General features: G+C 54.5%; 16 protein-coding genes. 7 read left to right on the top strand and 9 right to left on the bottom strand.

The genetic code is table 11. The features are described from left to right. Nucleotides 1–96: 96 nt before the first annotated feature. Nucleotides 97–1,713, top strand: coding sequence for a ShlB/FhaC/HecB family hemolysin secretion/activation protein (locus tag HSX14_RS01505; RefSeq protein WP_228723526.1), 1,617 nt, complete (start codon nt 97–99; stop codon nt 1,711–1,713). Between the two features lie 151 nt (nt 1,714–1,864). Here the strand turns inward: HSX14_RS01505 and HSX14_RS01500 are convergent, their stop codons facing one another. The 4 genes from HSX14_RS01500 to HSX14_RS01485 form a co-directional block, all read right to left on the bottom strand. Further along, nucleotides 1,865–2,071, bottom strand: a complete 207-nt coding sequence (locus tag HSX14_RS01500) for a hypothetical protein (protein ID WP_173179260.1) — start codon at nt 2,069–2,071, stop codon at nt 1,865–1,867. 78 nt (nt 2,072–2,149) lie between these two features. Next, entirely contained in the window at nt 2,150–2,347 is a 198-nt protein-coding gene (locus HSX14_RS01495; RefSeq protein ID WP_173179262.1) for a hypothetical protein, read from the bottom strand. After that, complete coding sequence (locus HSX14_RS01490) at nt 2,340–2,624, bottom strand: hypothetical protein (protein WP_173179264.1); 285 nt, start codon at nt 2,622–2,624, stop codon at nt 2,340–2,342. Before HSX14_RS01490 ends, HSX14_RS01495 begins: the two co-directional genes overlap by 8 nt. Nucleotides 2,625–2,811: 187 nt before the next feature. Then, nucleotides 2,812–3,126 carry a hypothetical protein gene (locus HSX14_RS01485; RefSeq protein WP_173179266.1) on the bottom strand — a complete coding sequence of 105 codons (315 nt, stop codon included), beginning with the start codon at nt 3,124–3,126 and terminating at the stop codon, nt 2,812–2,814. Between the two features lie 58 nt (nt 3,127–3,184). Between HSX14_RS01485 and HSX14_RS01480 the strand changes: the two genes are divergently transcribed. The 3 genes from HSX14_RS01480 (at nt 3,185) to HSX14_RS01470 (ending at nt 7,542) form a co-directional block, all read left to right on the top strand. Further along, nucleotides 3,185–3,409 (top strand): hypothetical protein, encoded by a 225-nt coding sequence (locus HSX14_RS01480; protein WP_173179268.1) that lies wholly within the window; start codon nt 3,185–3,187, stop codon nt 3,407–3,409. Nucleotides 3,410–3,612: 203 nt separating this feature from the next. Then, nucleotides 3,613–4,839 (top strand): HD-GYP domain-containing protein, encoded by a 1,227-nt coding sequence (locus HSX14_RS01475; RefSeq protein ID WP_228723525.1) that lies wholly within the window; start codon nt 3,613–3,615, stop codon nt 4,837–4,839. 426 nt (nt 4,840–5,265) lie between these two features. Then, complete coding sequence (locus HSX14_RS01470) at nt 5,266–7,542, top strand: ATP-dependent helicase (RefSeq protein ID WP_173179270.1); 2,277 nt, start codon at nt 5,266–5,268, stop codon at nt 7,540–7,542. 994 nt (nt 7,543–8,536) lie between these two features. On the opposite strand, the gene HSX14_RS01465 is transcribed toward HSX14_RS01470, so the two are convergent. The 3 genes from HSX14_RS01465 to HSX14_RS01455 form a co-directional block, all read right to left on the bottom strand. Then, nucleotides 8,537–9,334: a hypothetical protein gene (locus tag HSX14_RS01465; RefSeq protein WP_173179272.1), complete on the bottom strand. Its 798-nt coding sequence runs from the start codon at nt 9,332–9,334 to the stop codon at nt 8,537–8,539. Nucleotides 9,335–9,922: 588 nt separating this feature from the next. Further along, the gene (locus tag HSX14_RS01460) at nt 9,923–10,153 is read right to left on the bottom strand and encodes a hypothetical protein (RefSeq protein WP_173179274.1); all 231 of its coding nucleotides are present in this window, start codon (nt 10,151–10,153) and stop codon (nt 9,923–9,925) included. 67 nt (nt 10,154–10,220) lie between these two features. Then, complete coding sequence (locus HSX14_RS01455; RefSeq protein WP_173179276.1) at nt 10,221–10,376, bottom strand: hypothetical protein; 156 nt, start codon at nt 10,374–10,376, stop codon at nt 10,221–10,223. A 482-nt stretch (nt 10,377–10,858) separates the two neighbouring features. Between HSX14_RS01455 and HSX14_RS01450 the strand changes: the two genes are divergently transcribed. From HSX14_RS01450 to HSX14_RS01440, 3 genes are read left to right on the top strand one after another with little or no spacing between them, the layout of a single operon-like run. Then, nucleotides 10,859–11,503 (top strand): hypothetical protein, encoded by a 645-nt coding sequence (locus HSX14_RS01450; RefSeq protein ID WP_173179278.1) that lies wholly within the window; start codon nt 10,859–10,861, stop codon nt 11,501–11,503. Continuing rightward, complete coding sequence (locus tag HSX14_RS01445) at nt 11,500–12,216, top strand: hypothetical protein (RefSeq protein WP_173179280.1); 717 nt, start codon at nt 11,500–11,502, stop codon at nt 12,214–12,216. Before HSX14_RS01450 ends, HSX14_RS01445 begins: the two co-directional genes overlap by 4 nt. After that, entirely contained in the window at nt 12,206–12,886 is a 681-nt protein-coding gene (locus tag HSX14_RS01440; RefSeq protein WP_173179282.1) for a hypothetical protein, read from the top strand. The genes HSX14_RS01445 and HSX14_RS01440 overlap by 11 nt, the downstream gene beginning before the upstream one ends. 50 nt (nt 12,887–12,936) lie before the next feature. Here the strand turns inward: HSX14_RS01440 and HSX14_RS01435 are convergent, their stop codons facing one another. Continuing rightward, nucleotides 12,937–13,224, bottom strand: coding sequence for a HigA family addiction module antitoxin (locus HSX14_RS01435; RefSeq protein WP_173179284.1), 288 nt, complete (start codon nt 13,222–13,224; stop codon nt 12,937–12,939). Nucleotides 13,225–13,527: 303 nt separating this feature from the next. After that, nucleotides 13,528–13,881 (bottom strand): histone-like nucleoid-structuring protein, MvaT/MvaU family, encoded by a 354-nt coding sequence (locus HSX14_RS01430; protein ID WP_173179286.1) that lies wholly within the window; start codon nt 13,879–13,881, stop codon nt 13,528–13,530. Between the last annotated feature and the right edge of the window lie 145 nt (nt 13,882–14,026).

Below are 14,026 nucleotides of genomic sequence, written 5' to 3'. Positions count from 1 at the left end.
ACCCTGCTACTGTGTGGCTCCCTGCCGCCCGTGGCCTGGGCCGCTCCCTTGCCCACACTTGACCCCGGCCGCGTGCAGGTGCCGGATGCCAGTGGCATGCGCTCTTCACCCAGCGAGATGCCCGGCACCCTGGAACTGCCGCCCAGCACCATCACTCCCGATCAGCCACGCCTGCGTGACGTGCCGCCCGCCGAGCCCGAGCTCAAGACCGATGCGGCCTTCGCCGTCACCCGGGTGGTGCTCGATGGCGTCACCAGCTACCCCGCAGGCACCTTCCAGACGCTACTGGCCGGGCTGGAGGGGCGCACCGTCACCCTGGCCGAAGTCAATGACGTGGCGGGTCGAATCACCCAGCGCTATCGCCAGGCCGGTTTTCTCCTGGCACGCACCCTGGTACCCGCCCAGCGCCTGGAGGGCGGCGAGCTGCATATCCGCGTGATCGAGGGCCGGGTCAACCAGGTCAAGATCCAGGGGCCGACCAGCCGCGCCATGGAGCGCTATGCGCAGAACATCGAGCAGGAGGTACCGATCAGGGGACAGACCCTGGAGCGCAACCTGCTGCTGATGAACGACCTGCCCGGCAATGAAGCCCACGGCACGCTCTCTGCTTCCCAGGATCGCGAAGGTACCGACCTCGATATTGCCAACAAGCAGCGTAGGGTCGAAGGCTTCATCGGCTTCGACAACCGCGACAGCCGCTACTTCGGCCCCTGGCAGGGCTACGGCGGCATCGGCATCAACGACCTCACCGGCATCGGTGATCAGCTCTCGCTGCGTTACGGCCGCTCGCTCGAAGGCGACAAGATGGCCTTTTACGAAGGGCAGTACGAACTGCCGGTGGGCGGACAAGGCACGATGCTCAGCTTCCTTGCCCAGCACAACGACGGCCGCGCCGATACCTGGAGCGTGCTGAACGCCAACAGCAGCGGTGACACCTTCGCCGTACGCCTGACCCATCCCTGGGTGCGCAGCCGCGCGGAAACCTTCAAGACCTCGGTGGCTTTCAGCTGGTACAACGGCCGCTCGGAATACCTCGACGAGCCTGACCTTGCGCCCTCCAGCGACGACCGTATCCGCGCCCTGCGCCTTGGCGCAAGCTGGGACTACAGCGACAGCCATGGCGGCCGCAACCTGCTCAAGGGCGAGCTGAGCCAGGGCCTGGACGTGCTGGGCGCCAGCAGTGAGCAACGGCTCAATCCCTCGCGCACAGGCGGCCAGACCGACTTCACCCGCCTGCAGCTGGATGCCCAGCGCATCCAGGACCTGGGCTGGATCACCCCGGGCCTCAACCTCTACCTGGCCATTAGCGGGCAGACATCCTTCGGCGATGCGCTGCTGACACCGGAACAGTTCGGCGTCGGCGGCAGCCAGTTCGGCCGTGGCTACGACCCCTCGGAGATCGCCGGTGACAACGGCCTCGCCGGCAAGGTCGAGCTGCAGTACAACCGCCAGCACCGGATCGGTGACCACGAGCTACCCACCCAGTACTACGCCTATTGGGACGTCGGCAAGGTCTGGAACGAGGAGCCGCGCGAAACCAGCAGCGAAAGCCTGGCGTCCGCCGGGTTAGGTGTACACCTGCAGGTCGCGCCTGACATGTACCTGTCGCCCGAGCTGGCCTTCCCGCTGACGCGCTCGGTTTCGGCGGAAGAACTGGACGGCGACAACGGCAAGGAGCCGCGCCTCTACCTGAACTTCATCAAGCTTTTCTGAGGGATGACTGCTTATCGGAAGGGAGAGGATAAGGTCTGGAACCGTGAAGGCCGCCCCGCATACGGGGGATGACAGGGCGGCCTGTCCCTCAGCAAGGACGTTATTGAGAATAGGTCTGATTGGGTGGAATGCAGGCTTCACCGACAACCGGTTATATCAGTGTGATGTTGCGTACCACGATTCCACTGACAAAAAGCCATTCGTCAATAGAGGATGCGCCGTCAGGGGCAGCCGCTCCGGGAAAAGCATCCGAGTACACCGCAAAGGCGATAGCTTCTTTGCTAGGTATCGCGCTGGCGGAAACCTCAATATCTCGGGTTTCGCCTTGCATCTCATAAGTGACTTTCCAACTATTCATCCTTGATCCTCGAGGCATGCGCCACATCTTCGCGCAGTTGCTGTCGCTTTCGGACTGAGCAAATAGCGCCTATAGGTCTCATGCCTGAACGCCAAGATGCTCTAATCGGCTGGCAGACTGAATGATCTTGCCAACCTTGTCTGAGCGCTCCCCATCTTCCAGCTCGTGAACGATTGCGAGAGCTGTACGCCTCAAGTGTTCAGGATCTGCTCCGGTAACTATTGCTGCTCCGAATACTGCTTCAAGCGCGATCCAGAAATGCACGTCGTTACCCATGTCTCACTCCCTGTATACGTTGGAACCAGATTCTGCTCTTGGTTGCGATTGTTGCCTTATTACCAGCTCTGATTACAACCCTGCCTTCGTAGGACTGACCGGTTGGCACGGTGACTATCAAATCGCTGGCGCTGCTGAGATCTGCGCCACAGGTGATGTCGTAGAAGCCGGGCTCCGTTTGCTCAAGGATAATTCGTGTACGTCGCTGAAAGATGCCGAGTAGATCACCGTGCTGGCCGGGGTAGGTGAGAGTGGCTTGTCCTTCGTAGATGATCATACCGGTGCCCTCCATGTCATTCATGGAGGGTAGACCAGTGGCAAGCTTTGGCAGCCATGCTCTCTAGCCACGTGCAGGCGAGAGGCAGTCATGGGGGGATTACAGGTAGAGTTCGGTTAGATCTAGCGCCGCTTGATACGGCGCTTGGGCTTCAACAACGAAGCTCTGCCACATGCGTGTCAGAGATTTAGCGCTGAAAGAATCTGGTAACTCCTGGCACTTGCTCCACCACTGTTCCTTGCCATGTCTGGCCGTCGTCTGTACTGATGATTACGCTGACTGCGGTTCTTTGCTTGTGGGATTTGAGTGCAATGCACGACTCCTCAGCGAGCAGAATAACGTCCAGCCCCTCTATGTCGTAAATGATGTCCTTATTAACAAAGCTGACAAAGGCCTTGCCTTCGAACAGTTTGATGTCGCGGTGCTCCCCAACCATGCTGGCCTCCTTGCTGGTTTCTGTACTACCTCTGCACAAATCGGGTGATTCCGGGTAGCTGCTCAACCACGATACCTTTCCAAGACTTCCCGGTGTCGCTCGTCACGAGAACACGGAACCCAACTTGCTGTCGCTTCGATCGAAGCTCATAGACACCATTCTCAAGCTGGCAGAGGACTATGTCGTCGCGAACGATAGTTTCATAGCCGGAAAGGGCAACGAAGCTAACGAAGGCCTCGCCTCGGTGAAGAGGCGTGTTCTCCTTGATCTCTGCAGCGCGCCCAAACATTTGGCTTCCTTCATGATGGTGATGCAACGCTCTAGTATCGGCGTTGAAGCTGATGAATGATGGTAGGAGATATTTAAACACTTGTCCCTTTTTGTAGAGGTATCGTAGAGGTAATGTCGTTTCAGCCTGGGGCTTTCCATGCTGAAACCAGCCATCGGCAGTATCTATTTGCCTCGACTTAGCTATAGACAAAAGTAATTGGCTCGCGAGGGCTAGTGCAGTGGCTAATTGACATCGCTTATCGCTGTCTTTGGAGTGCCCTCATGGCTGATAGCGCCAAGATGGACCGCATCAAAGTCGAAACAGCACAGCTGACCATCGGCATGTATGTGGCGGAGTTGGATCGCCCATGGACGGACACAAACTTTCTTTTTCAGGGTTTTCGCATTCGCCAGCAGCAAGAGATCCGACTGCTGCAGGAAGTCTGTAACTACGTTTGGGTTGATGCCCGCCGTTCGCTTGGAGTGCAAAAGCAACTGACGGAGAACCTCGCCCAGTCAGATATCCTCGTTCCGGCAATCGGCAAGGTCGACTTCTCGGTGGAGATGGAGCGAGCCTCACTTGTCTGGGAGGCCGCGCATGAGGAGTCGCTGCGTATCCTCAACGCAGTGAAGATGGGGGAGGAGTTGGATGTCGTTGCAGTCAAAGCAGTGGTCAAGGACTGCGTCGAAAGCATCCTGCGAAATCCGGCCGCCATGCTCTGGTTGGCTCGTATAAAAAACAGCGATGACTACACCGCCGAACACTCGCTGAGAGTCTCCATCCTATCGATTGCGCTGGGTAGAGAGCTCGGTATACCGGCCTACCAGTTGGAGCAGATCGGTGTCTGCGGCATGCTCCATGACGTAGGCAAGCTGAAGGTGCCCAACGAGATCCTCAATAAGCCAGGAGCGCTGACGGCCGAAGAGTTGAGGATCATGCAGAGTCATGCTGCGGAAGGGCGAAAGCTCCTCATGAGCAACCAGCAGATCACGCCAGCAACCGTCGATGTTGCCTACTCACACCATGAGCGGGTGGACGGCAAAGGCTATCCGCGTGGACTAGATGCCGCCAGGATTCCCTACTTTGCCAAAATCGTCGCAGTGGCAGACAGCTACGACGCCATCAATAGTGATCGTGTCTATAGCAAGGGAAAGTCCAGTCTGGAGTCCTTGCGCATCCTGCTGGAGGCGGTCAACAGCCATTTCGATGAAGCGATTGTGGGGTGCTTCATCCGAATGATCGGCATCTACCCACCAGGAGAGATCGCAGAGCTAAGCACTGGCGAGGTTGGCATCATTATCGGCTGCCCTGCAGGCAACAAGCTCAAGCCTAAGATTTTGATTGTCCGAGACGCTGAGAAGAAGCCATGCAAGGAGAGGGTCGTAGACTTGGCAGATGCAGCTGTTTGCAGAACCTGCCGAGTTCGAGAGGTGCATGGGAGTGGGGTTTTTGGCATCGATATCGAGGCGTACCGTCGTAAAGGGCTGATGGTCCCGGGCAATCTCTGATGCCCAGAGGATACGGCAGCCTGCGCCTTGGTATCACTTGAGGGCCGAGCCCGACGCAGCCTCCAATGCAAGTCTTCCGTTTCTTAACACTCGAAAGCGCAGAAAGAGTTTAGCGCTCCCTCTATGAGGCTCACGAATCCTACGCGTCTTCATCAACATAGTGACATTAGACATTTTGTCTTTCATTAGACTTGATGAGCAATCATGGTGGAACCATCCCTAGGGCATCGCGACCTTATTCGCCGAACTGTCGATGACCAAGCAACACGTCAGCTGTCTTTTTTGTGATGGGCTAGAAAGGCGTACGTGTGTCTCTGACACCATACCGTTCCTGACTGATGCCGACCTAGTGGAAGTCGAGGTGAGGCTCGTTAGACCCTACTGCTGTATAAGATTGGGCTTCTTGTTCAGAGCGGAACGCTGGCGATGTCAGAGCGGACATACACCAAAGAACAACTTCAGGTCATTGAACACTCAGCCGGGCATGCAGTCGTGGCCGCAGTGGCAGGATCGGGAAAAACCGAAACACTGGTAGGCCGGGTTCGGCACCTCCTACGCGACATAAGCCCAAGACACATCGCCGTCGTCATGTTCAACAAGGATGCAGCACTATCGTTTCGGCGACGCTTCGAACAAGCAGTGCAAGGCACTGCGCCCGAGATCAGAACGTTCAACTCGATGGGCAACAAAATCGTAAATCTACTCGTCCAGCACGGGTTGCTTCCAGAGGCGAGGATAGAATCCAAGGATCACCTACGGACAAAGATTGCCAGAGAGGCGTTCACTCATGTGTTCAAAGCTATCAACGGAAGCAACGTTGCCCCAGACAAGGAGCAGGTAGACGGTTTTATCTCCTTCCTGATGCTGGTCAAGTCGAGCACGAACAGGCCTGAGGAGGTATTCGAGAGATACAGTTATGGCTCGATCGCCAAAGGGTATCCCGAAGCGTTCCATCTTTTTGAAAGTCGCCGTGCACAACTGAAAATCAGATTCTTTGAAGATCAACTCTATGACCCAGTCAAGCTGATGCTGAGGCGGCCTCTAGCGCAACGCTATGTCCAGAACCGAGTTGACCATCTGATAGTGGATGAGGCTCAGGACATGAATGGTATTCAGATCGAACTACTGAAGATTCTCGCCGGCGATAGAGCTCAAGTAATGCTGGTCGGAGACGAAGATCAAGCTATCTACGATTGGCGCGGCGCGGAACCGGACTATCTCATCCGCGGCTTCGAACAGGACTTCCCGCATGCCACCCGATATACCCTGCCCCACACATTCCGCTTCGGTCACGCACTTTCAATCGCGGCCAGCCAGCTGATCACCCACAATAAAAACCGTAACCCCAAGATCAGTATCTCCAATGAGAAAGCTCCGCTTACACGCATCCATTGCTTGCCACTTACCCTGGGTTTAGCTGACCTCGGCGAGCACGTAGCACAACAACTCACCGCTGGGGTCGCGCTCCAAGATATTGCAGTGCTGGTCAGAACCTATGATCTCAGCGTCACCCTAGAACTGGACTTGCATCAGCGAGGGATTCCTTACCACGTATATGGCCGACCACCTCTGATGCGAATTCCAGAAATCAGTGCACTGCTCGGTGTTCTTCAACTGGCCAGCGGTCGCTGGAGATCCCTAGAAGGTGATCAATTGCGATACGTCATCAAGAGCTTGCTGTACCGACCTACTCTCTATCTGGACAAGGCAGCATTAAATCGCGTTATAGAGTTAGTAGTGCATCATCCCGAGCGACTTGTGGAGGCTATCCGCTCTACCATCACCCCGCAGACCAAAGATTTCCAAGCGAACCAAATTCGTGATCGTGCTGACTTACTTGAGATTCTCGCAACCTCTACGGCCCCCCACGAAAAAGTTATTACAGTGCTTGATCGCTACCTGCTGGCAACGGAGTTCGAACGAAACATTGAAAAACAGTCGCCTACCCTAGACCAAGCAACAGCTGTCATGGCAAACGTTCAGGCATTTCGAACCATAGCCAGCCGGCATGAGGGCACCATCGACGAGTTCCTGGACAGCCTTGACCCTCTCATTGACTCATCTGCGGTGGAGCCACCCACTACTGCACACGTATGGATCAGCTCTATCCATCGTGCTAAAGGAGCCCAATGGTCCCGAGTCTTTGTACCTGGGTTGGTGAGAGGCGGTTTTCCTCGCGACCGTCTTAGCAACGAAGAGATTGAGGCAGAGCGTCGGCTTTTCTATGTAGCTATCACTCGTGCCGTTGATGAGGTGTTCATTGCTCACCCCAGTGACCCAGAGTTTCAGCGCATCCTTGAGACTGCTACCCCAACCGATCCTGACCCTGCAATCAGCTCAGTCTCCTGCTTTCTCTGGGAGATGGATATCGCCCTAGCCCGACACGCTGGAGCGGCGATCGAAGAAAAACGCTTTGAAGCCCCTGGAGAAATAGAGCGCCCACAGATTGCAAACGCTTACTTCGCAACATTCCCCTTCTCACAGGATTGGCACTATGTACAGCGCCCCCAGGCCTCAATAGCCGCAAATACACATCAAGGCATTCTGGGAGCAGAAGCTGGGACTAAGGTCATTCATGCAGTGTTCGGTACGGGGACTATCGAAAAGTGGATTGATGATCGAGTCCTGAGGGTAATCTTTGATGACGGAGATACTCGACTACTAGTAGCCAGCATGGCACCGATGGAGACCGCACTGATGTAACGAACTGGCGGCGCAGCTCTACCTAGAATCTTAGTATTCGACGGATAAAGCTCTACGACGAGGGAAGTAACTGCTCATACGAGATCCTTCGTGCTTACGCAGCCATTCAGGTATCACCCGCGAATACCGACTAGGCCGCTAGCAGCACAGGGTCAGCGTATGAGAAGAAACGAAGGCAGTCCCTACTAGGGTTCGCTACAGCGGGTGGCAGGCATCTGCAGAGGCCATAAATGAAGTCTCACTTTGCCAAGATTGTCACAGAGGCAGACAGCTACGACGCCATCAACAGTGATCGTATCTATAGCAAGGGCAAATCCAGCTTGGAGTCGTTACGCATCCTGCTTGAACCTTAGAGTTACCCCTTCCTCGTTGCGCTCAAATACCAACTCGTCTCCCAAAGATCAGCCAGTTTTCTCTAAAAGCTCTGGGGAGCTCAACGATAACGTTTCCGCAACCATCCCCTGGATCTAGGCATACCACTCGCCATACATCGGAGTGGTTATTGCTTTGACTCCGTAAATGAACTCAGTCCGGTACGACAGTCTGTGTCAGATGGAGCGTCCTCCCAGTGGCTGCTTCTGGCCGGAACTCTTTTGTTTGCAGCACCAAGTACGCCCTGCTATTGATTCATCCGATGCGTCTCTGCCCGAACCAAATATGCATCGGCTAATAATAAAAATCAGCTCTCACAGGTCTTATAAAGCCCGATTTTTTCTTCTCCAACATAACGAAAAAAGAAAGACCGTTCGCATGATCAAGCAGCGATTGCTCACTATACTGGCTGATCGCAACCCGCAAGTAGCACCACGGCGCCTATCTCGTTCCTGCTGGTTCAAGAGCGACTCTTTGTCACGTCGTTGACTTGCGCGCCTCCTAAGGGTGCACTAATTGCAAACCGTTTTGTGCCCCCCCTCGGGAATGCACGCTGGAATCAATAGGCAAGTCCGAATTCAGACACTAGGGCGCTAGGTAGAAAGGGCCGCAGCGATGTCCATCAAGGCTTGTAGGTGCCGAGAGCTTTAACTCTACCGACCTGCGGGGCGTAGTAATCAAGCCAAGTTGTGGAGCCAGCCGTCAAAAAAACTTTCGTGGTTCCAGGCTTCATCTGAGTAAAGTTGGAAAACACTTTGAACAGCCGCTTGGTTTCGATGGACGCTCCGCCAGCCGACACGCCTGGCACATACATAAGCATGAAAAATATCAATGGACCGAACATTATCACTCTTAATGTAAATGTTTCGTACTGATTAGGTCCATAGGCGACTCTCATTAAGAATGGATTTACCACACCGGATCCGTTTGCAAGATCATCAAATACTTTATATTGGCCATTTAGCTCTTCAGTGGTTACTGGAGCTGCTAGAGTTGCCAGCACTGCAAAATCTGTCTTTTGAGGTGATGGAGAACCATTCAAAATATAAGGTATAAATTTTTCAAATAAATGGACGTGACCTTGGTCAGTGCGAGTTGAATTGAAGGATATCTTCAAGAGCCAGCGTACTAGCCTGTCATAATCATATGAAAGCTCGGCGCTGCGCTGGGTGTAATTCTGGGTCAAGAACCCATTGGCGATAAGAAATTCTTTTCCGTAAGCATCAAGGCTGGATAGCACTCCGCCGTTGCATTTTTCACAGACATCTTTCACTTGGTGCTCGCCGCCAACCATTTTGTTAGCGACTTCATTCCAGCCAATCACGTTAGCTTGCAGCTCTTTTTGAAAGCGATATATAAACGCTGGAATTACATGCTCACGAGTCGCTGGAGCGTCTTTTTTACAGTATGCGCATATCATTCCTAGTTCCTTCCATGTTGATATCCTTCGTAGAGAATCTTCGCAGAAATCTATTAACAGATTCAATCCACCACTGTCTGGGGCTGACGGATTTTTCGGGAGCGATGCTTGCTGCTAGGCAACCTGTGCCCCTGAATACACTTATGGAGAAGGTTTACATTTGAGATTTAAGGTCAAGGCGACATTGGCAATCGAAGTATCAGTCTGCGCACACTCGGCGATGGCCTGGGTTTTTAAAATACTTGGAATAGGAATGGCGTTCTTGTGGCTTGAGCGTCCGCTTAAAAAGGCTAGAAATGGCGTCCACTCAAATTTAGGCGAACACCTTCGCCTTAAGGAAACTCCAAAAAAGTCCCGACCGATCTGCTGAAATGATGCCCCCACAGAGTTTGAGCCCTGTCGCATGACTCAGATGAGCTTTTCCGATGCCGAGTACGCCGATAAACGCAAACAGACCCGACGCGAACGCTTTCTGGCAGAGATGAAGCAAGCCGGGTGATCAAACGGCAGTTGTGAACGCGCGCCTGATGATATCCTTCGACGATGCTCGGCTCTATCGAACCCTTTGAGATGGTGAAGGGGGCAGCGTTACTTAACTTGCTTTTCTTTCATCTTTTCGAGGACGTCAGGCAGACTCTGAATGAGTTTCACGCCTAGATAAAATGATCCTTTGCCGAACAACTTTGCCGTCGAGGCAGCCCGATCCATACCTGTACCATGGGAATAGTTACTCCTCACTTCCCCCCACGCATCGACCATCATCTTATCCAGCGACTCGTTGAAGGAGGGTCCACTTTTTTCCTGAGTCTCATCGTCCATGCACGTTCCTCAGCGGAGCAAGCCCACAGCGATGAGATGGGCTTGCTACACAGGCAAATTGTTGGCTTCAGGTTTCTACTGCAGAAATGATCTTTGCCTGTCCGCGCTCCCGTTCTTTGATTTTCTCCTTCGCCTGGCTCGCACTACTCGCCCGTACGCTGGTCGTGATTACCGAGGAGCTCGTGCCGCGAGTGAACGTCACGCGAAAATTCTTCTCACTCATCCCTGTCTCTCCAAGCAATATCAAAGTGCCCTGCCGGTAAATACTTAACAGCTGGCCGTCAAAAGCACAACCCCACCCGATAACGCCCGGCATACACACAGGCTACAAACAGGTTCCTGACTTCATTGGATGACTGTTTAGCCTTTGTGATCACCCACCCCGCCGCGTCTCTACGCATATCAGCAGCAACTAGGTCGAAGCAAGATCCGGCCGTGAGTGCTTGCACATTCAGCTGACCGCAATGGATCGCAGCATAGCGATGCGCTCGGTTGCGACCCTGAACCTAATCCCATCGGCACGAGTGAACGGACTGATGCACACGCACATATCAAACCACCGCTTACCCGCAGGCATGGCGTAACGCACGCCCACAAACCAATATCGAGCCCGTATGCAGCCCAATTCTCCCCTTGCGCGCCCCTGAATTGCATGATCTTCTTGTCCCGAGTCCCAGGACGCGGGACAAGAAGATAGGGGATCATATGAAAGGTCAAGACATAGGCTTACTACTGAAGCTGGTTTGCCTACAACGGCATGAGTCGCGCGACAAGGCTATGGTGTCTTGGCCACATGATTGGAAAGACTGGGAGGGTCTGGACGAAGATCAACTGCCCCCAGATCAAGCGTGGTTTGACGCTGAAGCGGGCATCACAAATCAGTCCCCCTACACAGTTCGTGCACTAGAACTACAGACCGGCATCAGCAAGACACAGATCAACATTTCTCTTAAACATTGTATGGAGATTGGCTTGGCGAAAATCGACCGCAGACAGGGTGTGCCTAGAGCGAACACTACGGCTTTATTTGAGTTCATCGTGTATGGACTGAAATACGTTTTTCCAGTCCGGGCAGGAGAGCTTACTCGGGGTATTGCAACAAGCTTTGCTGCCCCAGCTTTACCCAAGAGCATAATCAGTGCCGGTGAGCACGTGCTGGTCTGGCCCTATGCCCGCGGCAACACGATGGGTATGAGAGTCGAGCCGTTGTTTAAGACTGCGGCCGATGCGGCGCGTAGAGATCCCCAAATGTACGCCTTGCTAGCTTTGGTCGATGCTATACGAATGGGCCAGCCTCGCGAACGTAAGATTGCTGCGAACCTGTTGCACGAGCACCTGGAGTTTCGATGAGCGCTTTCACTACCCTTCAAGCCATGTTGTGCCGGGTGGCCCAAGCACTAGGGCCTGACTTGCGCCAACAGATGACATTTGTTGGAGGCTGCACCACCGGCCTGCTGTTGACCGACGACTTTACCCGCGAGCAAGTGCGCAGCACCGACGATGTCGATCTGATCGTGCACGTCATGGGCCCAACGGGCTTCGCCAAATTGCAGACAGCACTTGGAGAGCGCGGCTTCCGGGTCAGTCCGCAAGAAGACGATGACTTCCCCATCTGCGCCATGAAGCTAGACGACCTTCGCGTTGATTTTATGCCTGACGACGACTCTCTTGGCTTCAGCAACCGCTGGTACAAGGACGCAATGGCAACATCTACGCCTTATGATCTAGACCAAGAAACCACTATCCAGCTGGTCAGCCCAGTGTATTTCGTTGCAACCAAACTGGAGGCCTGGAGAGGGCGAGGCCGGGGAGATCCCCTGGTAAGTCAAGACATTGAGGACATCCTCAACTTGATTGATGGTCGACCGGAGCTACATGACGAAATCCAATCAGCGAGCGAAGAGGTGCGCAACTACATTCGCCACGAGATTGGCCAGTTGCTATCCCACCCTGATATTGAGTATGCCGTCGACTCCCAGAGCGGAGGTGATACAGATCGCGCAAATCTGCTTTTTGAACGGCTGGAAGCCCTCGCGCCGGGGAGTGTCGCTGATGCAGATTAGTTGGATCAGTTGTCAGGGCAAAGAAAGGGGCAGCAACAACGATGCCGCAGCTATCGGACGAAAAGATCATTATGTGCTGGCCATGCTCGTGGATGCTGCTGAGAAAGGTAATGGACAGGAACTTGCCCGGCACTGGGCGCGCACCATCATCACCGCCGCGCTAGAAACGACACAGCAGTTAGACCCTGCGAACCTGATCAGCATCATGCGCACCGAACAACAGCAGTTACGCCATGGACACCTGCACGCTATCGCCAGCTATTGCTGCGTGCTGGTCGACCTTCGGCAGGAGCTGTTGCATATCGTGCATATTGGCGATTGCCTAGTAGGCACCCAAAGACACGGTGAAGCCATCAACTGGCTAATCCGCCCACACAATGCCCAAGAGCAAGGCATCTGGCCGAAAGCACCCTTGCCGCCTCAGGAATCACGACATCTGTTGACTCGCTCCCTGAACGCCAAGCGTTTCTGTCTTCCGGGCTGCCTGACGACCGGCCTCCCCCAGAATGCCCACCTACTGCTCTGCAGTGACGGCTATTGGTGTGAACACCTTCAGATGGGTGTCGATCTGCAGTGCGTCCTAGATGACGCTAGCGTGCTGAGCCTGGAGCCGGGCATAGCGACCATCAAGCAGCAGACGGACTGCGACAATTGTCTAGTCTTGAAATAGCCACAAAAAAGCCCCGCTCGTGCGGGGCTTTTTCGTTTCAGCGTGACGCGTCACTCGGCGACGTGCAGACACTCGACGTCGGGCAGGACGTCCTGGCGGGCCAGCCACAGGTCGTAATCGACCTGGCCGCCAATCCACACCTCGGCACGGCTCAGGCCGGCCAGTTCCAGGCGCAGAGCGAAGTCAGTGGAAATGGAGGCGTGGCCGTTGAGGACGCGCGAAACGGTATCGCGGGCCATGCCCAGGTGCCGGGCGAACGCGGTCACGCTCAGGCCCAGGGCGGGCAACACGTCCTCGCGCAGGGTCTCGGCAGGGTGGGGCGGGTTGTGCAGGGCCATTAGGGCACCTCCTCAGCGGTAGTTCAGATAGTTGACCAGCTCAGCGTCCGTGCCGACGAACCAGAAATCAGGCGCCAATTGCCGTTGACCGACACCGATCAGTACCCGACTAGCTTGCCTTTGGGGGTGCAAGCCCCAGTCCAGCAGATCCTGTCGCCCGGTGCCTTGGCGCGGTCCAGCAGCTTCGGTTCCAATGGATCATCCATGCCGCTATACATCACAACCCGCAAGCTATTTTTGTGGTGTCACGCATCACAGTTCGAGCAACACCTTGCCTTGCTTCCCGCCTTTAGCTCAACAGAATTACTGCAACCACCCATCTACGCACTCAACGCCATACTGCTCTTTCCAAGCCTTAAGTACTTTGTGGTTACCGCCTCTGGTTTCTACAATTTCTCCAGTCTCCGGATTCTTGTATACCTTGGCTTGACGTTGCCGACGCTGTCCACGAACCGCAGACAAGCTCACTGTGGCATCAGGGTCTAGAAGAGCAATGATGCCCTTCAGACTCACATCGTATTCGGTCATTAGCTTGCGGAGCTTTTCCTCAAACTCAATTTCGCGTTTCAGTTCGCCATCATTCTTCAGCTCATCGAGCTGTCGTAGTTGAGCTGCAAGTTTTGCTTCAAGCGCTTTGAACTCAGCGAGTTTGGACATGAATCAGCCTTTTTAGTCGGAGGGTAGAAAATAGAGCCCGTACTTTACTGCGAGCCAGCCCTTCTGGGGAAGAGACTAGAGCCATAGGTGCGAGAGCATGAGCTGCACTATTGGCAGTAGAGGTTAACCGCATTAATGCACAAAT

It is taken from the genome of Pseudomonas tohonis, from assembly GCF_012767755.2.
Classification (GTDB): Bacteria; Pseudomonadota; Gammaproteobacteria; order Pseudomonadales; family Pseudomonadaceae; genus Metapseudomonas; species Metapseudomonas tohonis.
Note: the sequence above shows the minus strand (reverse complement) of the source record. Positions and strands in the feature narration are given on the sequence as shown.

Coding starts and splice junctions, on each gene's coding strand:
- HSX14_RS01505 (WP_228723526.1), top strand. CDS start 97: ATGCGCTCTTCACCCAGCGAGATGCCCGGCACCCTGGAACTGCCGCCC.
- HSX14_RS01500 (WP_173179260.1), bottom strand. CDS start 2,071: ATGAATAGTTGGAAAGTCACTTATGAGATGCAAGGCGAAACCCGAGAT.
- HSX14_RS01495 (WP_173179262.1), bottom strand. CDS start 2,347: ATGGGTAACGACGTGCATTTCTGGATCGCGCTTGAAGCAGTATTCGGA.
- HSX14_RS01490 (WP_173179264.1), bottom strand. CDS start 2,624: ATGATCATCTACGAAGGACAAGCCACTCTCACCTACCCCGGCCAGCAC.
- HSX14_RS01475 (WP_228723525.1), top strand. CDS start 3,613: ATGGCTGATAGCGCCAAGATGGACCGCATCAAAGTCGAAACAGCACAG.
- HSX14_RS01470 (WP_173179270.1), top strand. CDS start 5,266: ATGTCAGAGCGGACATACACCAAAGAACAACTTCAGGTCATTGAACAC.
- HSX14_RS01465 (WP_173179272.1), bottom strand. CDS start 9,334: ATGATATGCGCATACTGTAAAAAAGACGCTCCAGCGACTCGTGAGCAT.
- HSX14_RS01460 (WP_173179274.1), bottom strand. CDS start 10,153: ATGGACGATGAGACTCAGGAAAAAAGTGGACCCTCCTTCAACGAGTCG.
- HSX14_RS01455 (WP_173179276.1), bottom strand. CDS start 10,376: ATGAGTGAGAAGAATTTTCGCGTGACGTTCACTCGCGGCACGAGCTCC.
- HSX14_RS01450 (WP_173179278.1), top strand. CDS start 10,859: ATGAAAGGTCAAGACATAGGCTTACTACTGAAGCTGGTTTGCCTACAA.
- HSX14_RS01445 (WP_173179280.1), top strand. CDS start 11,500: ATGAGCGCTTTCACTACCCTTCAAGCCATGTTGTGCCGGGTGGCCCAA.
- HSX14_RS01440 (WP_173179282.1), top strand. CDS start 12,206: ATGCAGATTAGTTGGATCAGTTGTCAGGGCAAAGAAAGGGGCAGCAAC.
- HSX14_RS01435 (WP_173179284.1), bottom strand. CDS start 13,224: ATGGCCCTGCACAACCCGCCCCACCCTGCCGAGACCCTGCGCGAGGAC.
- HSX14_RS01430 (WP_173179286.1), bottom strand. CDS start 13,881: ATGTCCAAACTCGCTGAGTTCAAAGCGCTTGAAGCAAAACTTGCAGCT.